Below are 17585 nucleotides of genomic sequence, written 5' to 3'. Positions count from 1 at the left end.
GGACAGGCCCCGAGCCTGAGGGTGGCGCGGGTCAGCGGCCGTGGCGGCCGCCGCTCACCGCCCGGCGCCGGGCCGACAGGAACAGGGCCGACGCACCGAGGGCCAGCGCGGCCGCGCCACCGATCGCGACGTACGGGGTGCTGCCGTCACCGCCGGTCTCGGCGAGGTTCGCGCCGGCCCCGGCCGCCCCGGGCTGGTTCGGCGTGGCGGCGGTCTCGGGCCGGCCGGGTGTGGCGGCGGCCTTCGGCCGGTCCGGCGTGTCCTCGGCCGCCGCGGCCGGCTCCGCCGAGGTCCGGGAGTCGTCGTCGCCGTGCCCGTGGTGCTCGATCGTCGATCTGCCGTTGCCCTCGTCGATCTGCTTCTCCGTGGGAGCGGAGGCGGCCGGAGCCGCGCCGCCACCCCCGCCGAAGCTGACGTCCGAGCAGGAGTAGAACGCCTCCGGGCTGTCCGAGCGCTGCCAGACCGCGTACAGCAGGTGCTTGCCGGAGCGCTCGGGCAGGCGGCCGGAGAAGGTGGAGAAACCGCCCGTGGCCGCCGGGTCGGTGGCCGTCGCCACCGGGTGCTCCAGGTCCAGGTCGTGCCAGGCGAGCGGCTGGGCCGGGTCGTAGCCGGGCTTGGTGAGGTACACCGTGAAGGTGCCCTTGTGAGGGGCCGTCACGCGGTACTTGAAGGTGTGGGAGCCGCTCTTCACGCTGGTCGCGGGCCAGTCGGCGCGGGCCAGGTCGAGCCCCTTGAACTGCTCGTTGCCCGCGCTGCACAGCTTGCCGTCGGGTATGAGCTGCCGGTGGCGTCCGCCCGCGTCGCCGATGCGGATGCCGTTCCAGTCGTAGAGGGCCTGCGTGCCGCCCGCCGCCACCGCCGCCCCGCACGCGGCCGACTTCGGGCTCTCGGGGCCCTCGGCGTAGCACTGCGAGACCCGGCTGACCGGGTCGCCCATCGAACCGTGCGCGACCGCCGGCGGGGCGGCCAGCGCGGTCAGGGCGAGCGGGAGCGTGCCGAGGGCGGCGACGGCGGTTGCCTTGCGGCGTGCGGGCATGCGGAAACTCCTCGAAACGGTTCCTGGGACAGGTCGGGCCCGAACGGGCCGGATCCCGTGGGTGATCCGAAGCTAGCCCCACAGAGCCGTGAAATCGCCTGCTGAGGGCGGGTGAGGGAGATCCTTATGGCCCGCTTAAGGGAGTGCTCAGACTGGCATCAGGTAGATACCGTCGCCGCATGACAGACGAGGAGATCCGGCCGGCCGGCGCCGCCGACGTACCGGTCGTCGAGCACATCATCGACGCGGCCTTCAGCCCTTACATCGAGCGCATCGGCCGGGTGCCGCAGCCCATGGAGGAGGACCACGCGGCGAACGTGGCCGCGGGCAAGGTGTTCCTGACTGGCGCGCCCGTCGTCGGCCTCGTCGTGGTCGAGGCGTTCCCCGACCATCTCTTCCTGGACACCATCGCCGTCCACCCCACCGCGCACGGCAGGGGAGTGGGGCGACGGCTGCTGGCGTTCGTGGACGCCCACGCGCGTGCGCTCGGCCTGCCCGAGGTCAGGCTCTACACGAACGCGCTGATGTGGGAGAACCAGAAGATCTATCCGAAGTACGGCTACGAGCTGGTGGAGCGCCGCGTGGACGGGCCCTACGACCGGGTCCACTACCGCAAGCGGCTGCTCTGACGCGTGCGTCTCATGCTCGGCACCGGCCGGCTCAGGCGTCCGGCCACCAGATGCGTGCGATGTCCTTGCGGACCTCCGGGCGCCCGGCAGGGCACTCGTCGGCCTCCTCGCGGACCCGGCGGACGTCCGTCTTCTTCAGGGGCTTCTGCACGGTCACACGGCGCATGGCTGCCTCCTCACGGGTCTACCGGGTTCCGCGTTCTCACGGAGGTAGACCTTTCGGGGGAGAGTTCCTCATCGCTCCTGGTCTGTCAGTGGCGGCAGTCACGATTCGAGTGTCAGTGGCGGGTGTCACTCTTGGGCGCATGACGAATCAGAGTGACGGCATGACCTCGGCGAACGTGGACTGGGACGCGCGGGCCGCCTCCTTCGACGAGGAACCGGACCACGGCTTGCGCGACCCCGCGGTGCGCCGCGCCTGGGCCGGGCGGCTGCGCGGCTGGCTGCCCGGGCGCGCGGGCGACGTCCTCGATCTCGGCTGCGGCACCGGCAGCCTGTCACTCCTCGCGTCCGAGCAGGGGCACCGGGTGACGGGCGTGGACCTCTCCCCGGCGATGGTGACGCTCGCCCGGGAGAAACTGGCCGGGCGCGACGCGGTGTTCCTCGTCGGCGACGCCGCGGCACCGCCCGTGGGGGAGCAGCGCTTCGACGCCGTGCTCGTACGGCATGTCCTGTGGGCCCTGCCCGACCCCGGCCGCGCCCTCCGGCACTGGTACGGGCTGCTGCGGCCGGGCGGGCGGCTCGTGCTGGTCGAGGGCGTGTGGGGGAGCTTCGACCCGGTCGGCATACCGGCGGACCTGCTCACCGCCCTCCTCGCCCCGATCGCCGGACAGGTGCGCGTGGAGCGGCTGTCGGGCGACCCGCTGCTGTGGGGCGGGGAGGTGACGGACGAGCGGTACGCGGTGGTCGCGCTGGTCCGGGAATCAGGCCAGGAGCGCGGCGAAGTCGCCCCCGCGGGCGAGTGACTCCAGTTCGTCGAGCGCGGCCAGGGCGGCGGACGCGGCCTCCGGGTCCGACTCGGCGAGGCCGCTCTCCGCGAACTCGTCCTCGTCCAGGCGCCGTACGTCCGTGCCGTCGGCGGAACGCCACAGGTCCAGGTCGAGGTCCTCGACGACCAGCTCCGGGCCGGAGCGCTCGGCGGGGCGGGTGATGTCGCAGTACCAGCCCTTCAGCGCGCCCGTGGCGGAGCGGACCTCCTTCACCGCGTACCAGCGGTCGCGCCAGTAGTACTCGGTGAAGACGTCCCCGGGCTCGAAGCGGACGAACCCGAAGTCGCGGACCCCGGAGCCGGCCCAGGGGGCGCGGACCGCGATGCGGGTGCCGTCGTCCGTCAGGAGCTCACTGCTGTAACGGATCTTCGTACGGCCCGCCTTCACGAGGACGACGTCGAGCTGCCCGGGCCGGTCAGCCGAGTTCGCGGACATAGCGCACCTCCGTCGCGCAGACTTCGTAGCCGAACCACTTGTTGATGGCGATCATCGGACCGTTGCCGGTGTCGTTGCCGGTGAACGCCTCCGTGTACCCCGCGGCGCGGGCCCGGTGCAGGGAGTCGTTCTTGGCGAGCTTGGCCAGGCCCCGGCCGCGGAACTCCCGGGCGGTGCCGGTCATGGCGGTGGCGTAGCGGGTGCCCCCGTCGGTGTAGGCCACGCTGAACGCGGCGGGGCGGCCGTCGACGACGGCGACGGACGTCAGGTCGAGGTTGAGGAGCGGGTGCTTCCAGGTCTCCTCCAGCCACGCCTCGTAGTCGGTGAACTCGACGTCGATGTCGCTGGGTTCGTCCGCCACCACCTCCGCGTCCAGATCGAACACCGGGCGCGGGTCGTCCGCGAAGTCGGTTCCGGTCCGCAGCTCGACACCGGCCGGCGGGTCCTGGCGGGGCGGCAGCGGGCCGGCCGCCAGGTCGAGCCGGAGGAAGTAGGCGGACCGGCTGGCCCGGAAGCCGCGCCGCTCGGCGAACGCGCGGTTCTCCGGCTCGTCCAGCACCCAGGCGAACAGCTTCGTCACGCCCAGCCCCGCCAGGCGCTCCTCGGCGGTGCGCAGCAGCAGCGAACCGGCGCCGCGGCGCGTGCGGTCGGGGCGTACGTAGATGTTGGCGGAGCCCTGGCCGGGTTCCGGGCTGTCATGCGCGACGCTGATCTGGGCCGTGCCGATGATCTCGCCGTCCTCCTCCGCGATCAGCTGTCCGAAGTGGGCGTCCGGGTGGGCGTGCGTCAGGGTGTGCACCACCGACTCGGGGGTGGACAGCATGTAGGGCAGGGCGAGTCGGCGGGTGTCGGAGAACCCCTCGGCGTCGGCTCGGACGTCGGGACGCAGGTCGCGCACGGTCATGGTCATGATGGCGCACGTTACGCGGGGGCGCGTTCCGGGTGCCTCTCATTTTCCGCCGGGTACGGGACAATCGGGCTGTGACCTTGAAGATCGACATCGACGACAGCGCCCCGCCCTACGAGCAGGTGCGGGCGCGGATCTCCGAGCAGGCGCGGTCGGGCGAGCTGCCGGTGGGGTACCGGCTGCCGACCGTGCGGGGGCTGGCCGAGTCGCTGGGGCTCGCCGCGAACACCGTCGCCAAGGCGTACCGGGCGCTGGAGGCGGACGGCGTGATCGAGACGCGGGGGCGGCACGGCACGTTCGTGGCCGCCGCAGGCGCGGCGGCGGACCGGGAGCTGGCGTCGGCGGCGCAGGCCTACGTGGAGCGGGCCAGGAGACTCGGCCTGGGCGAGGACGCCGCACTGGCCGCGGTACGGGATGCCCTGCGGGCGGTTTACGGGCAGTAGGGCGACGCCCTCCGGGTGGCTCCCCCCGGCCGGGCGTCGGGCGCTGCGGGCCGGGCCGCGTTCGGCACCGCAGGGCCGCGCCGTCGTCGCCGAGCGCCGCCGCGGCGGAAAAGAGAGGCGTGGCGTCTCGGGGGAAGGGCGAGTGTCGTCGCGGCGGGTAAGGGAGTCACGCGCGGGCCAGGTGCTCCGGCGTCCGTGTGATGTCCAGGCCCGCCGACCTTGCCAGCCTCGCGAACGCCCTCGCGTCCGCCACCGCCGCGCCGCCCGGGTCGTTGTTGAAGTACGCGTAGACGTCCTCGCCGCCGGACCAGGTCGTGGCGACGCGGTCGAGCCAGGTGGCGAGGGAGCGGCGGCCGTAGCGGGGCCAGGGGTGGGCGCGGCCCTGGTGGAAGCGGACGTAGCCCCAGTCGGCCGTGCGCCACAGCGGAGTCGCCGGGCGGGCCAGGACGTCGGCCCAGCACAGGGCGGCGCGCCGGGACTCCAGGACCGAGCGGACCTCCGGCGTCCACCAGGAGTCGTGGCGGGGCTCGACCGCGACCCGGGCCGAGGCGGGGAAGCAGGCCAGACAGGCGTCCAGCAGACCCGGGTCGGCGCGCAGGTTGGGCGGGAGCTGGAGGAGGACCGGCCCGAGCCGGTCGCCGAGACCGGCCGCGTGGCTCATCAGGCGGTGCACCGGTTCCTCGGGGTCCTTCAGCCGCTTGATGTGGGTCAGATAACGGCTCGCCTTGACCGCGACGACGAAGTCCCCGGGCACCCGCCTCCGCCAGTCCTCGAAGGTCTCCCGGGCCGGGAGCCGGTAGAAGGCGTTGTTGATCTCGACGGTGGCGAAGTGCCCCGCGTACTCCTCCAGCCAGAGCCGCATCGGCAGCCCGGACGGGTACAGGACGTCCCGCCAGTCCTTGTACTGCCACCCGGACGTACCGACGAACAGGGTCATACCCCCATCAAAGCACCGCGCGGCCTGGAGGGGGGCGGTGGCGATCCGGTCCCCTGGGCCGCTACGCGTCGGCGCGCGTGTGGAAGCGGTAGAACAGCAGCAGGAAGACGCCTGCCGTGACCAGCACCGACGTGATGACCACCGGGCGGAGGTCGTCGCCGGTCTGGCTGTAGAGGAAGCCCAGCGCGACACCGGCGAAGACGGCCCGGAGCAGGGCGTGCAGGTCGCGCCGCAGGCGGCGGGTCACCTGCACCACGGCGACGCAGACGGCCACGAAGGCGAGCGCACTCCACACCCCCCACGCCAGATCCGACCCGGTGATCGGACCGCCGTGGCGCCGGTTCACCGCCACCCAGTTGCCGTAGACGAGACCGAGGACGACGGGCAGGACCCACCGCGCGAGGCGGTGGGCGGGTTCGCCGAACACGGTGGGTGCCGTATGTGCCATCAGGCCCTCCTCAGTCCCGGCGCAGCGCGGTGCCGCCGCCGCGCACACCCTGGCACGCCCGGGTAACAGGAAGGTGAGAGGCAGTTGTGCGCGGCCCGCTACAGGTACAGCCCCGCGTCCGCGCCGTCGCGCGGCTCCGGCAGTGCCGTCGGGGACGTGCCCCGGCGCAGCGCGTACAGCTCGGCCAGGGTGGCGCCCTCGCGGCCGATGCCCTCCTCCGTGCCGAGCCAGCCCACCGCCTCCCGGCGGGTCAGCGGACCCACCTCGATGCGGGCGAGACAGCGGCCGGGGCGCACGACGGCCGGGTGGAGGCGCTCCAGGTCCTCGTTGGTGGTGACGCCGACGAGGACGTTGCGGCCCTGGCCGAGCAGTCCGTCCGTCAGGTTCAGCAGCCGCGACAGCGCCTGGCCCGCCGTGTGCTTGGCCTCTCCGCGGATCAGCTCGTCGCAGTCCTCCAGGAGCAGCAGCCGCCAGCGGCCCTTGCCCGTCGCGTCCTCCTCGCCGATGGCGATGTCCATGAGGTAGCCGACGTCGGAGAACAGCCGCTCGGGGTCCAGCACGCAGTCCACCTGGCACCAGTCGCGCCAGGAGCGGGCCAGGGTCCGCAGCGCCGAGGTCTTGCCGGTGCCCGGCGGGCCGTGCAGCAGCAGGAGACGGCCCGCGATGTCCTCCGGGGTCGTCTTCATCAGGCGGTCCATGGCGTCCGCCACCAGCGCCGTGTAGTTGGGCCGTACTTCGTCCCAGGTGCCCGCCGCGATCTGGCGGGTCGTGCGGTGCGGGCCGCGGCGCGGGGAGACGTACCAGAAGCCCATCGTGACGTTCTCCGGCTGCGGTTCGGGCTCGTCCGCCGCGCCGTCCGTGGCCTGGTCGAGGACCTTCTTCGCCAGCTCCGCGCTGGTCGCCGTCACCGTCACGTCGGCGCCCCGGTTCCAGCGGGAGATCAGCAGCGTCCAGCCGTCGCCCTCCGCGAGGGTGGCGCTGCGGTCGTCGTCGCGGGCGACCCGCAGCACGCGGGCGCCGGGCGGCATCAGCGTCGCGCCGGAGCGGACGCGGTCGATGTTCGCCGCGTGGGAGTACGGCTGCTCGCCCGTGGCGAAGCGGCCGAGGAACAGCGCGTCGACGACGTCGGACGGGGAGTCGGAGTCGTCGACGTTGAGCCGGATCGGCAGCGCCTCGTGCGGGTTCCCAGACATGCCGCCATGATCCGGCACGCGGGCGCCGCGTGCACCCGGTTTCCCGGTGCACGCGGCGTGTTCCCGGACGCGGGTCAGCCGCCGGGGGACACCAGCCGGCGTGCCTGGCGCGCCCTGCGGACCACGGCGTACCCCTTGGTCAGGGCGCGGTCACCGGCGAACGTACGGGCGATCGCCCGGCCCTCGATCACCCGCTCGAACTCGTCGATGCCCGTGCCGCGGCGCACCGTCACGCGCCGCAGGGCGTACGGCCCCTGCGCCCGGCGCGCGAGGGCGTTGCCCACGGCGAGGGCCTGGGTGTACCCCGTCTCGCGCACCGCCTGCCGCACCCGGCGGCTGGAGTAGCCGTACGGGTAGGCGAACGAGGCCGGTACGGTGCCCAGTTGGTCCGCGACGATCTCCTTGCAGTGGATCAGCTCGAACCGCAGGGTGGCCTCGGAGACCTGGTCGAGCTGCGGGTGGCTGTGGCTGTGCCCGCCGATCTCGACGCCCGCCGCCGCGAGTTCGCGCACCTGGTCCCAGTCGAGCATGGTGTCCAGGCCGCCCCCGGTGTCGTACGGGCCCCTCAGCCACCCGGTCGAGACGAACAGGGTGGCCGGGAAGCCGTGCTTGGCGAGGGCGGGCAGGGCGTGCCGGTGCACGCCCTCGTAGCCGTCGTCGAAGGTGATGAGCACCGGCCGGTCGGGCAGCGGGCGGCCGGAGCGCCAGCGGGCCGCGAGGTCGGCCGTGGTGAGCGGGGTCATGCCCCGGTCCGCGAGCACCGCCATCTGCCCGGCGAACGCCTCCGGGGTCACGGACAGCGCCCGGGTCGCCTCGTTCGGGTCGGTCGCGACCGCGTGGTACATCAGGATCGGTACGCGGGTGTCGTCACTCACGGGCCGCCTCCCCTACCGCCGGCACCTGGAACGTCGTCCCGCCCCGGCGGGCCCGGACGCTGCCGACGACGTATCCGCCCGCCGCCGTCAGCACCCCGGCCACGATCGCGCCCGCCCGGCCCGCGCCCCCGGGCCGGGCCAGCAGGGCGTCCCGCAGCCCCCGGGCCACCCCGGCCGGCAGCACCCGGGTCGCGTACCGGCGCTCGGACTCCAGGCCCTTGTCGGCGCCGACGCTCCGGGCCACCAGCGCCTTGGAGAGGCCCTCGGCGTACGCGCGCGTGCGGAAGTAGCGGAAGTGCTCGCGGGCCTCGGGCACCCGGTGGTGGATGACCGCGCGGTCGTCGATGAGCAGCACCGCGTCGGGCCGGGCGCGGCTGAGGCGGATGCACAGCTCCGTCTCCTCGCAGCCCAGCGGGCGTTTGTCGCCGTCCCGGCCGATGCCGGTGGCGAAGCCGCCCGCCGCGTCGAAGGCGCTGCGCCGGAACGAGGCGTTGCCGCCGAGCACGTTGCGCACCCGGACCCGGCCGCCCGGCAGGCCCCGGTAGGTGCAGCCCACCACCCAGTCGAACTCCTCCGGGAACCAGTCGGGCCGCCGCCCCGAGGCCCAGACCGGCACCGTGCGCCCGCCGACCGCCAGCACCCGAGGGTCCTCGTACGCCTCGGCGAAGTGCCGCAGCCAGTCGCGCTCGGCCACGGCGTCGTCGTCGAGGAACGCCACGATCTCGCCGCGCGCGGCGGCGATGCCGGTGTTGCGGCCGGCGGACAGGCCGCGGGGGCCCGCGTTGGCGAGCACCCGCACGTCGCCGGCTTCCTTGTACTCCTTGCCGAGCCGGTCCAGCAGGGCCTGGTTGTGGTCGACGACCAGCAGCGTCTCCAGGGCCGGCCGGGACTGCGCCCGCACCGAGGAGACCGCCGCGAGGATGTCCTCCCAGCGGTCCTCGGTGTACGCGCAGATCACGACGGAGACGTCGGGACCGCTCAACGCACCTCTCCCCGGACGGCGTCGAGCATCGGCGACCGCTCCGGACGGCGGCGCAGCGCCCGGCGGTTGGAGCGCTCCTGGAGGATCACCCGCAGCACGCGCAGCCCGTCCCGCACGGCCCGCAGGTTGCTCGTGCCGTGGATGCGCAGGTACTCGTGGCTCGGGATCTCCTGCACCTTCAGCCCGGCCTTGACGACCCGGATGTTCATCAGGGTCTCGACCTCGAAGCCCGTGCAGTCCAGGTCGATCTTGTCGAGGCAGTGCCGCCAGAAGGCGTTGTAGCCGTAGCACAGGTCGGTGTAGCGGGCGCCGAACTTGCGGTTGACGACCGTGCACAGCGCCCAGTTGCCCATCTTGCGGATGAACGTCATGTCGTCGGTGCCGCCGCCGTTGGCGAAGCGGGAGCCCTTGGCGAAGTCCGCGCCGGAGACCAGCGCGGAGACGTACGACACGATCTCGTTGCCGTCGGCCGAGCCGTCCGCGTCGACCATCACGATGATGTCGCCGGTGCAGGCCTGGAAGCCGGTGATCAGGGCGTCGCCCTTGCCCTTGCCGCGCTGCTCGACGACCTTGACCCCGGGCCACAGCTCGCGGGCCACCCGGACGGTGTCGTCGGTGGAGTTGCCGTCGACCAGGACCACTTCGTGGATCCAGTCGGGCAGGGTCTTGAAGACGTACGGAAGGTTCTCCGCCTCGTTCATGGCCGGGATGACCACGCTCACCGGCGGCGCTATCGCCAGGTGAGAGGAGACGGGCCGGTACTTCGCCGCGGTCGGCGGACGTTCGTCCGTCACGGCCGGCTGCAGAACTGAGCTCATGAGTCGGGGCCCTCTCGTCCGGTGGACCGCCCCCCCAGGGCAGTCCGGATCCAGTCCGGTTCGAAAGGGGGGTTCTCACCCGGGGCACGCCGAGATGGACCTTCGGCACGCCGGGTGAGCTGGCAAAGCTGGCCGGCCCGGAAAACGGCAGCCGACCGCGCGGCACGGCCCGGAGACAGTTGCGGTCACCGAGCACGGCACCCCCCTACCGCGCCCCGCGCCGGTACGTCGCGGTCCTTGAGCCCTCCCCTAGAGCCGCGTACTGACGGACCGATGCGGGTGAGATGTATGACGGTATTGACGATTGAACCCGTATGGCAAGACCTGGAACGGCCCCTCACGTTTTTGTTGGTTTGGTCGTTGCGGGAGGTGCTTTGTGGGGCGCAAGTTGAAAGGTTCCCGTCACATAAACGCCGTTCCCCGGCGGGCGCGTCACGCCTGCCGGGGAACGACCGTTCAGATGTTCGTGCTTACGGTACGAGCTGCAGCAGCCGGTTCGGCGAACCCGAACCCGCGCTCGTGACCTTGCCGGTGACGGCGCCGCCGACCAGGGCCGAGGCGACCTGGGCCGGGGTGGAGGAGGTGTGGCCCGCCAGGTAGACCGCCGCGGCGCCCGCGACGTGCGGGGTCGCCATCGAGGTGCCGGAGATGGTGTTGGTGGCGGTGTCGCTGGTGTGCCAGCCGGCCGTGATGGAGGAGCCGGGCGCGAAGATGTCCAGGGCCGAGCCGTAGTTGGAGTAGCTCGCCTTGGCGTCCGTGCTGGTGGTGGCGCCCACCGTGATCGCCTCGGCGACCCGGGCCGGGGAGGACGAGGAGGCGCTGGTGCTGCTGTTGCCCGCGGCGACGGCGTAGGTGACGCCGCTGGCTATGGAGTTGCGGACCGCCGTGTCCAGGGCGGCGGAGGCGCCGCCGCCGAGCGACATGTTGGCGACCGAGGGGCCCGAGTGGTTCTTCGTCACCCAGTCGACGCCCGCGATCACGCCCGCCGTGGTGCCGGAGCCGCTGTTGTTCAGCACCCGCACGCCCACGATCTTCGCCTTCTTGGCGACGCCGTAGGTCGAGCCCGCGATGGTGGTGGCCACATGGGTGCCGTGGCCGTTGCCGTCGGAGGCGTTGGTGTCGCCGTCGACGGCGTCGTAGCCGTGCGCGGCCCGACCGCTGATCTGCTGGTGGGTGATGCGCACACCGGTGTCGATCACATAGACCGTGACACCACTGCCCGCGCTGTCCGGGTAGGTGTAGGTGCCGGAGAGCGGGAGCGAGGCCTGGTCGATGCGGTCCAGGCCCCAGGGGGCGTTGGTCTGGGTGGCGGCGAGCGTGACGCGCTGGTCCTGCTCGACGGAGGCCACCGCCGGGTCGGCGGCGAGCCGCCGGGCCTCGGTGGCGGAGAGGGCGGCGGAGTAGCCGTTCAGCGCCTTGCCGAACGTCCTCTTGACCGTGCCGCCGTACTCCTCCACGAGGTCCTTGCCCGCGGCCGAGGACGCCTTCAGGCCCGCGCTCTTCTTGAGCGTGACGATGTAGCTGTCCTTGACGGCGGCCGGGGAGTCCGCGGCGAGCACCCGGCCCTCGGCGGGGGCGGCCTGGGCGGGGAGGGCGGTGAGGCCGCCCACGAGGGCGGCGGTCGCCGACAGGGTGACCGCGGCGAACCCGAGTCTCTTGCTACGCAGTTGTGCCATTACGAGGGAGTCCTCCTCTAGGCGGCGCGCGCCTGGGTGGGGCGCGCGTCATGTGGGGGGTGTGCGCGTGCTCGCGCACACGGACCGGGAGCGTCGCGTTCCGCTCGCGGCCGGAGTAAAGCGTCGACCATCTACCGGCGTAGAACAAGAGAGCTGAGCACTAGTCAACAAATCTGTCATGTCCGCGTAACAACGAGTGCCGAACGCGTAACACGACGTGCGGTGAACGCGCCGTGAGCATCCCGGAAAGGGCCGAAAAGACTTGGCATGGACACTTCCTGTCAACACGCGTAGCTGCTACGACGGTTGTGGCAGAGATCCTGCTAAAGGGAGGTTCCATGAGACGTTCCCGATTTGTCGTCCTCGTGAGCTCACTCCTCCTCGCCGTCGGCACCGCCCTCACCGGGGCAGCCACGGCGCAGGCGTCCTCACTCGCCGCAACTGGCGGCTATGTGGCGCTCGGTGACTCCTACTCCTCCGGAGTGGGCGCCGGCAGCTACATCAGTTCCAGCGGCGACTGCAAGCGCAGCACGAAGGCCTACCCCTACCTCTGGGCCGCCGCCCACTCACCCTCGACCTTCGACTTCACGGCCTGCTCCGGCGCCCGAACGGGTGATGTTCTGTCCGGACAGCTCGCCCCGCTCAGCGCCGCCACCGCCCTCGTCTCCGTCAGCGTCGGAGGCAACGACGCCGGGTTCGCCGACGTCATGACGACCTGTGTGACCCAGTCCGACAGCGCCTGCGTCTCCCGCATCAACACCGCCCGGGCGTACGTCGACTCCACACTGCCCGGCAAGCTCGACAGCGTGTACGCGGCGATCCGCTCCAAGGCGCCGGCCGCCCGCGTCGTCGTGCTCGGCTACCCCCGCTTCTACCAGCTCGGCACCACCTGCCTCGGCCTCTCCGAGACCAAGCGCAAGGCCATCAACGACGCCTCCGACCACCTCAACACCGCCATCGCCAAGCGCGCCGCGAACCACGGCTTCACCTTCGGCGACGTGCGCGGCGCCTTCACCGGCCACGAGATCTGCTCCGGCGACTCCTGGCTGCACAGCGTCAACTGGCTCAACATCGGCGAGTCCTACCACCCGAAGGCGCCCGGACAGTCGGGCGGCTACCTGCCCGTGCTCAACGCCAACGACTGACCGCTCAGCCGGAGTCCTGGTCCGACTCCGTGTCGGAACCCGGGTCCGAACCCTGGTCCGACTCCGCGTCCGAAGCAGAAGGGGAGGCCCCGCCCGTCGGGGTCTCCGTCTCACAGGTGATCGAGAACGGCACCGAGTCGGACGTCGTGCGCACCGGCTCCCGCACCTCCACGCCGATCTCGTTCTCGAACGTCCCGCTCTCCGCGTCCGTCGTCACGGTCACCGCGTCCTGCTTCGTCCGGCCGCCGCCCTCCGGGAACGACAGCGTCTTCCAGCCGCCGTCGAGCACCGAGCCGTCCTGCGTCACCCAGCGGTAGCGCACCTCGGCCGGCAGCCGCCCCACCGTGAACGTGGCCGTGAACCGCGGCGCCCGCGCGCTCTGCGGCGGGCACGGGCCCGAGTAGTCCGTGCGCGTGCCGTCCAGGGCCACCCGCACCGACTGCGGCGGCGGACTGCTTGCCTCGCTCTCGCTCTCGCTCGGCGTAGGGGAGGGGCTCGACTTCCCGCTCCCGGTGCTCCGCGGCGGGCTCTTCGTCTCGGTGGGCGTGCCCACCCCGGCGCCCTGGTCGCCGTTGCCGTCGCCGCCCCCGTTGTTCAGCAGCGCGTACGTCAGCCCGGCCACCGCCAGCGCCAGCGCGGCCACGCCCGCGACCAGCACCCGGCCGGCCCGGCGGTCGCGGTGCTGACCGGTGGCCGTGTCCCGGCCGGTCGCCGTCGTCGCCCCGGAGCCGGAGGCCGTCGGCCGGCCCGGGAACGGCATCGGGGGCGTGGGGGCGGGCTCCGGGTGGGCCATCACGGTCGGCGGGTACGGCACCGCCCGTGCCGTGTCCGCGCGGGGCGAGCCGCCCGCCGCGACGACCCGCAGCTCCTGCTCGGCCCGCTCGGCCGGCAGTCGCTGCTCGGGGTCCTTGCGCAGCAGCCCCTCGATGACCGGGGCGAGCGGGCCGGCCCGGTACGGCGGCGGCAGTTCCTCGTCGACGATCGCGCGCAGTGTGCTCAGCGGGGTGTCATGGCGGAACGGGGAGTGGCCCTCCACCGCCGCGTAGAGCAGCACCCCGAGCGACCACAGGTCCGACTCCGGGCCGGGCGTGCGGCCGAGCGCCCGCTCCGGGGCGAGGAACTCGGGCGAGCCGATGACCTCGCCGGTCATGGTCAGCGCGGAGCTGCCCTCGACCATGGCGATCCCGAAGTCGGTGAGCACGATCCGGCCGTCGTTCGCGATCAGCACGTTGGCCGGCTTCACGTCCCGGTGCAGCACCCCGGCCTCGTGCGCCGCCCGCAGCGCGGCCAGCACCTCCGCGCCGATGTGCGCGGCCCGCTGCGGTGCCATCGGTCCCTCGGCGTCCAGGACCTCGGCCAGGGACAGGCCGCGGACCAGCTCCATGACGATCCACGGCCGGCCCTCGTCCGTCGCCACGTCGTAGACCGTGACCACGTTGCGGTTGGCGACCCGGGCCGCGGCCCACGCCTCCCGCTCCAGCCGGGCGTACATGCGCCGCACGTCGTCGCCCCCCAGCCCGGCCGGGGCGCGCACCTCCTTGACGGCGACCTCGCGGTGCAGCACCTCGTCCCGGGCGCGCCACACCGTCCCCATGCCGCCCTCGCCGAGCGGTGCCAGGAGCCGGTAGCGGCCCGCGATCACCCGCTCATGGCCCGGTTCTTCGGACACGGCGCCCCCATTCGCAGCCGGGCGGAATCTCCATGAGGTCTGTTTTCCCCAGGACGTCGGATTTCCTCACGAACGTAACTCAGCCCAGCGCGGATGCCGCCCCCTTGAACACGAGTCCGGCCCCGAGGACGACGACGGCGAAGGCCGAGCCGAGCGGGGCGGTCCGGCGCACCAGGGCCGCCATCGGGCCCGCCGTCCAGCGGGGGCGCCGGTCCAGGAGCCGGGTCATGCCGCTGCCCGCCTTGACGACGGCGTACCCGGCGGCCGTGAGGGTGAGCGCCAGCCCGACGCCGTACGCGACGACGAGCAGCAGACCGAACCAGGCCTGTCCGAGGGCCGCGGCGCCGACGAGCACCACCACGGCGGACGGGCTGGGCACGAGCCCGCCCGCGAAGCCCATGAGGATCGTGCCGCGGAGGGTGGGGGCGACGGGGTGGGAGTGGGTGAACCCGCCATGGGTGTGCTCGATGGTGTGGGGGTGGGGGTGGCTGTGGTCGTGACCGTGACCGTGACCGTGCGCGTGGTCGTGATCATGCCCGTGGTCATGGTCATGCCCGTGGTCATGGTCATGGCTGTGGTGGTGGTCGTGGTCGTGGTCGTGCGTATGACCGTGCCGGTGCGGGTGTGTGCGATTGCGCAGGGCGCGGCGCAGCAGGCTCGCGCCGGCCAGGGTCACCAGGATCCCGCTGGCGACGCCGAGCCAGGCGATCACCGAGGGGGCCGCCGCCGAACCGGCCGTGACCAGCAGGCCGAGGGCGACCACGCCCAGGGTGTGGGTGACCGTCACCGAGGCGGCCATGGGCAGGACGTCCTTCATCCGGGCCTGGCCGCCCCGGGCCGCCGCCGTCGCGGCCATGATGGTCTTGCCGTGGCCCGGGGCGAGCGCGTGCATCGCGCCGAGGACGACGGCGATGAGCAGGGCCAGAGCGGCGAAACCGGCCGTGAGGTCGTGCCGGGCGACCAGCTCGTCCAGGGCCCGCGTCCAGCGATCGGCACCGCGCGGCAGCACCGAGGCGGCGGGGGCGTCCGACTCCTCGTCGGCCAGGGCCGGTCCGCCGGGGCGCACGCGCAGCGCGGCGGACGCCGTGTCGGCGGGGGAGGACAGCAACTCCTCCGGGTATGCGGTCAGTTCGCCGGACATCGACTTCCGCGGTACGTCCGACGCGGTGAGCGTCATACGGTCGCCCCGCGCCGTGATCTCCCGCCAGCCCGGGCCCGAGGAGGCGCCCGCGCCGCGGAAGCCGAGGGACACGCTCTCCCGGTCCGCCGGGAGCGGAGCGGTCAGCTCGCACTCCACGCGGAGGGTGTCCAGCCCCGCCTGCCCGGGCCGCACGCGTGCGTGGCTGCGCTCGGCGGTGAGGCGGGCGGCCCGGCCGTCGACGGTGACCCGGCTGTCCTGGGCGGCCGCGGCGCACCGCTCCCGGGCCCACAGGGCGATGCCCAGCCGCTCGATCTCCGGTTTCGCCTGCGTCGCCGGGATCTCGGCGAGGTCCTCGACGTGGTGGACGCGGAGTTCGCCGGGGGTGGCGACCAGTCCGTCGTAGCGGTTGACGGTGAAGTTGCCCAGCGGGTGGGCGCTCGCCGTGGCGGCGGGCAGCAGGGTGAGCGCGCAGGCGGCCGTGAGGACGGCGGCACCGGACGCGAACAGCCGGCGCGGGGTCACCGGTTCCCCTCCAGGTCCTTGAGTGCGGTACGGGCCTCGCGCGCGCCGAGGGGCGAGAAGCCGGGGTTCAGGTCGAGCGCGGCCTTGAGGTGGTCGCGGGCGGCGCGCTCGTCGCCGGCGGCGCGTTCGATGATGCCGCGGTGGTAGAGGAAGGCGGCGTTGCGGTAGCCGGTGGCCGTGGCCCGGCGGGCGTACGGCAGGGCTTCCGCGTCGCGGCCGTTGACGTGCAGCGCCCAGGCGAGGGCGTCGGCGGTGTGCACGCTGTGCCGGCGCTCCCACTCGGCGCGGGCGGCGCGCAGGGCCGCCTTCTTGTCGCCGTGGTCGGCGGCGGCCATCGCCGTGTCCAGGTCGGCGTTGACGCCGCCCGCGCGGGCGAGGGACGTCCAGGCGTCCACCAGGGCGTACTGGTCGCCGGCCCTCGCCCGGTCGCCGCCGGCGCCGCGGTCCTCGTACAGCTCGCCGAGCGCGACGAGCGGGCCGGGCAGCGGGAAGCGGGCGACGACCTGCTCCAGCCCCTTGACGGCCGCCGCCCGGTCGCCGCTCGCGGCCTGGGCGCGGGCGCGGCCCTCCAGGGCGGGCAGGTAGCCGTCGTCGGCGGCGAGGGCGCGGGCGTAGTGGTCGAGGGCTGTCCGGTACTCGCCCTGGTTCCAGGCGAGTTGGCCTAGGGCGGTGGCGACGTACGCGATGTCGGCGGGCGCGTGGGCGGAGCCCAGGGCGCGCTCCAGCACCTCGCGTGCCGTGCGGACGTCGCCGCGCAGTTCGCGCACGTACGCGTACCGCGTGAAGACGGGCACGCCGGGGCGCCGGTCGTCCGCGGTGTCGGCGGCCTCGGCGGCGTCGTCGTACCGGCCGAGTTCGACGAGGGCGTCGATACGGGTGCACAGGGCGCGTTCGTTGTAGGGGTTCTGCTTCAGGGCCCGGTCGGCGTACTCCAGGGCGCCCGGGAAGTCGTGCCGTGCGGCGGCCAGGGCGGCACGGCCGGCGAGGGCCTGGTCGTTGCCGGGCTTCAGGGAAAGGGACCGCCGCAGCGCGCGCTCCGCCTGCGGGTAGCGTGAGGGGTCGCCGTTCGTCCGGGCCTGCTCGACGTAGGCGACCCCGAGGGTGGCCCAACTGCCGTGATCCCTCGGCTGGGCACGCAGGTGCCGCTGGAGGGACGCGATCCCGGCGGCGAGATCACCCCGGGCGAGATCGCCGGGCGACAGCGCCCCGGCGGCGGACACGGCCTGGGCACCGGCGCCCGCACCGCCGTCCCCCGCACCCCCGAAGGCGACGGCACCGCCGGTCAGCGCGACCGCCAGCAGCGCGGCACACCCGGCCAGATGAGCCGCCCGCCAACGCCGTCCCCCGTCGGCGGCCCGCCGCATCGCGGCCACGCGCCGGTCGACGTCGGCGGCGTCGGCATCAGCGTCGCCGCCGGCGGCATCGGCGTCGGTGGGGTCGATGCCGCCGTGCGGCTCGCTCCCCGCGCCGGAGTCGCCACCTTCGACCGCCTCCGCCCCCGCAGGGGACTCGCCGTCCGTACGCGACTCGCCCTCCGTACGAGACCCGCCGTCTGTACGCGACCCGGCCTCCGAAAGGGACTCGCCCTCCGTAAGGGCTCCGCCCTCCGGTTCCGTCGGCTGCGGGCGGTCGTCGCGCCTCTCCGGTGTGCTGTCGGTCGTACGCGGAGGCATGACCTCTCCTCGGTCGGGGGTGCTGGTGCGGGAGGGGGAGGCGCGGCCCGTGCCGTGGGGGATGGTG

The 17585-nt window shown here is 73.6% G+C and carries 18 protein-coding genes; 4 read left to right on the top strand and 14 right to left on the bottom strand.

The window, feature by feature from the left end:
* Window positions 1–31: 31 nt before the first annotated feature.
* Window positions 32–1036 (bottom strand): lytic polysaccharide monooxygenase, encoded by a 1005-nt coding sequence (locus tag C1703_RS07500; protein WP_114251159.1) that lies wholly within the window; start codon window positions 1034–1036, stop codon window positions 32–34.
* 179 nt (window positions 1037–1215) lie between these two features.
* On the opposite strand from C1703_RS07500, the gene C1703_RS07495 reads away from it, so the two are divergent.
* Window positions 1216–1665: a GNAT family N-acetyltransferase gene (locus C1703_RS07495; protein ID WP_114251158.1), complete on the top strand. Its 450-nt coding sequence runs from the start codon at window positions 1216–1218 to the stop codon at window positions 1663–1665.
* Between the two features lie 31 nt (window positions 1666–1696).
* Here C1703_RS07495 and C1703_RS40105 read toward each other — a convergent pair whose 3' ends face one another.
* Window positions 1697–1831, bottom strand: a complete 135-nt coding sequence (locus tag C1703_RS40105; RefSeq protein ID WP_114251157.1) for a hypothetical protein — start codon at window positions 1829–1831, stop codon at window positions 1697–1699.
* A gap of 139 nt (window positions 1832–1970) precedes the next feature.
* Here C1703_RS40105 and C1703_RS07485 point away from each other — a divergent pair, with 139 nt between their 5' ends.
* Window positions 1971–2630 carry a class I SAM-dependent methyltransferase gene (locus C1703_RS07485; protein WP_114251156.1) on the top strand — a complete coding sequence of 220 codons (660 nt, stop codon included), beginning with the start codon at window positions 1971–1973 and terminating at the stop codon, window positions 2628–2630.
* Here the strand turns inward: C1703_RS07485 and C1703_RS07480 are convergent.
* The gene (locus C1703_RS07480; protein ID WP_114251155.1) at window positions 2589–3089 is read right to left on the bottom strand and encodes a DUF402 domain-containing protein; all 501 of its coding nucleotides are present in this window, start codon (window positions 3087–3089) and stop codon (window positions 2589–2591) included. The two genes, C1703_RS07485 and C1703_RS07480, sit on opposite strands and share 42 nt — an antisense overlap.
* Window positions 3070–3999 carry a GNAT family N-acetyltransferase gene (locus tag C1703_RS07475; protein WP_114251154.1) on the bottom strand — a complete coding sequence of 310 codons (930 nt, stop codon included), beginning with the start codon at window positions 3997–3999 and terminating at the stop codon, window positions 3070–3072. The genes C1703_RS07480 and C1703_RS07475 overlap by 20 nt, the downstream gene beginning before the upstream one ends.
* A 71-nt stretch (window positions 4000–4070) precedes the next feature.
* Between C1703_RS07475 and C1703_RS07470 the strand changes: the two genes are divergently transcribed.
* Window positions 4071–4439 (top strand): GntR family transcriptional regulator, encoded by a 369-nt coding sequence (locus C1703_RS07470; RefSeq protein ID WP_198678108.1) that lies wholly within the window; start codon window positions 4071–4073, stop codon window positions 4437–4439.
* 166 nt (window positions 4440–4605) lie between these two features.
* Here C1703_RS07470 and C1703_RS07465 read toward each other — a convergent pair whose 3' ends face one another.
* The 7 genes from C1703_RS07465 to C1703_RS07435 form a co-directional block, all read right to left on the bottom strand.
* Window positions 4606–5376, bottom strand: coding sequence for a DUF72 domain-containing protein (locus C1703_RS07465; protein WP_114251152.1), 771 nt, complete (start codon window positions 5374–5376; stop codon window positions 4606–4608).
* A 61-nt stretch (window positions 5377–5437) separates the two neighbouring features.
* The gene (locus C1703_RS07460) at window positions 5438–5824 is read right to left on the bottom strand and encodes a hypothetical protein (protein ID WP_114251151.1); all 387 of its coding nucleotides are present in this window, start codon (window positions 5822–5824) and stop codon (window positions 5438–5440) included.
* 98 nt (window positions 5825–5922) lie between these two features.
* Window positions 5923–7017: a DUF5925 domain-containing protein gene (locus C1703_RS07455; RefSeq protein ID WP_114251150.1), complete on the bottom strand. Its 1095-nt coding sequence runs from the start codon at window positions 7015–7017 to the stop codon at window positions 5923–5925.
* A 74-nt stretch (window positions 7018–7091) separates the two neighbouring features.
* The gene (locus tag C1703_RS07450; protein ID WP_114257328.1) at window positions 7092–7862 is read right to left on the bottom strand and encodes a polysaccharide deacetylase family protein; all 771 of its coding nucleotides are present in this window, start codon (window positions 7860–7862) and stop codon (window positions 7092–7094) included.
* Between the two features lie 22 nt (window positions 7863–7884).
* A complete protein-coding gene (locus C1703_RS07445) occupies window positions 7885–8874 on the bottom strand; it encodes a glycosyltransferase family 2 protein (protein WP_114251149.1) in 990 nt (329 codons plus the stop codon).
* Window positions 8871–9692, bottom strand: a complete 822-nt coding sequence (locus tag C1703_RS07440) for a glycosyltransferase family 2 protein (RefSeq protein ID WP_114251148.1) — start codon at window positions 9690–9692, stop codon at window positions 8871–8873. Before C1703_RS07440 ends, C1703_RS07445 begins: the two co-directional genes overlap by 4 nt.
* A 470-nt stretch (window positions 9693–10162) precedes the next feature.
* A complete protein-coding gene (locus tag C1703_RS07435) occupies window positions 10163–11368 on the bottom strand; it encodes a S8 family peptidase (RefSeq protein ID WP_114251147.1) in 1206 nt (401 codons plus the stop codon).
* Between the two features lie 338 nt (window positions 11369–11706).
* Between C1703_RS07435 and C1703_RS07430 the strand changes: the two genes are divergently transcribed.
* A complete protein-coding gene (locus C1703_RS07430; RefSeq protein ID WP_114251146.1) occupies window positions 11707–12513 on the top strand; it encodes an SGNH/GDSL hydrolase family protein in 807 nt (268 codons plus the stop codon).
* 4 nt (window positions 12514–12517) lie between these two features.
* Here C1703_RS07430 and C1703_RS07425 read toward each other — a convergent pair whose 3' ends face one another.
* From C1703_RS07425 to C1703_RS07415, 3 genes are all read right to left on the bottom strand, one after another.
* A complete protein-coding gene (locus C1703_RS07425) occupies window positions 12518–14182 on the bottom strand; it encodes a serine/threonine-protein kinase (RefSeq protein WP_232840425.1) in 1665 nt (554 codons plus the stop codon).
* Between the two features lie 79 nt (window positions 14183–14261).
* On the bottom strand, window positions 14262–15845 hold the full coding sequence (locus tag C1703_RS07420; protein WP_114251144.1) for a nickel transporter: 1584 nt from the start codon (window positions 15843–15845) through the stop codon (window positions 14262–14264).
* Window positions 15842–17518 carry a tetratricopeptide repeat protein gene (locus C1703_RS07415; RefSeq protein WP_114251143.1) on the bottom strand — a complete coding sequence of 559 codons (1677 nt, stop codon included), beginning with the start codon at window positions 17516–17518 and terminating at the stop codon, window positions 15842–15844. Before C1703_RS07415 ends, C1703_RS07420 begins: the two co-directional genes overlap by 4 nt.
* Window positions 17519–17585: the final 67 nt, after the last annotated feature.

Source organism: Streptomyces sp. Go-475 (assembly GCF_003330845.1).
Taxonomy (GTDB): Bacteria; Actinomycetota; Actinomycetes; order Streptomycetales; family Streptomycetaceae; genus Streptomyces.
Note: the sequence above shows the minus strand (reverse complement) of the source record. Positions and strands in the feature narration are given on the sequence as shown.

Bases quoted from the DNA above. Each gene is read 5' to 3' on its own strand.
- C1703_RS07435 (WP_114251147.1), bottom strand. From the start codon at position 11,368: ATGGCACAACTGCGTAGCAAGAGACTCGGGTTCGCCGCGGTCACCCTG.
- C1703_RS07475 (WP_114251154.1), bottom strand. From the start codon at position 3,999: ATGACCATGACCGTGCGCGACCTGCGTCCCGACGTCCGAGCCGACGCC.
- C1703_RS07440 (WP_114251148.1), bottom strand. From the start codon at position 9,692: ATGAGCTCAGTTCTGCAGCCGGCCGTGACGGACGAACGTCCGCCGACC.
- C1703_RS07415 (WP_114251143.1), bottom strand. From the start codon at position 17,518: ATGCCTCCGCGTACGACCGACAGCACACCGGAGAGGCGCGACGACCGC.
- C1703_RS40105 (WP_114251157.1), bottom strand. From the start codon at position 1,831: ATGCGCCGTGTGACCGTGCAGAAGCCCCTGAAGAAGACGGACGTCCGC.
- C1703_RS07500 (WP_114251159.1), bottom strand. From the start codon at position 1,036: ATGCCCGCACGCCGCAAGGCAACCGCCGTCGCCGCCCTCGGCACGCTC.
- C1703_RS07485 (WP_114251156.1), top strand. From the start codon at position 1,971: ATGACGAATCAGAGTGACGGCATGACCTCGGCGAACGTGGACTGGGAC.
- C1703_RS07495 (WP_114251158.1), top strand. From the start codon at position 1,216: ATGACAGACGAGGAGATCCGGCCGGCCGGCGCCGCCGACGTACCGGTC.
- C1703_RS07450 (WP_114257328.1), bottom strand. From the start codon at position 7,862: ATGTACCACGCGGTCGCGACCGACCCGAACGAGGCGACCCGGGCGCTG.
- C1703_RS07460 (WP_114251151.1), bottom strand. From the start codon at position 5,824: ATGGCACATACGGCACCCACCGTGTTCGGCGAACCCGCCCACCGCCTC.
- C1703_RS07465 (WP_114251152.1), bottom strand. From the start codon at position 5,376: ATGACCCTGTTCGTCGGTACGTCCGGGTGGCAGTACAAGGACTGGCGG.
- C1703_RS07430 (WP_114251146.1), top strand. From the start codon at position 11,707: ATGAGACGTTCCCGATTTGTCGTCCTCGTGAGCTCACTCCTCCTCGCC.
- C1703_RS07455 (WP_114251150.1), bottom strand. From the start codon at position 7,017: ATGTCTGGGAACCCGCACGAGGCGCTGCCGATCCGGCTCAACGTCGAC.
- C1703_RS07480 (WP_114251155.1), bottom strand. From the start codon at position 3,089: ATGTCCGCGAACTCGGCTGACCGGCCCGGGCAGCTCGACGTCGTCCTC.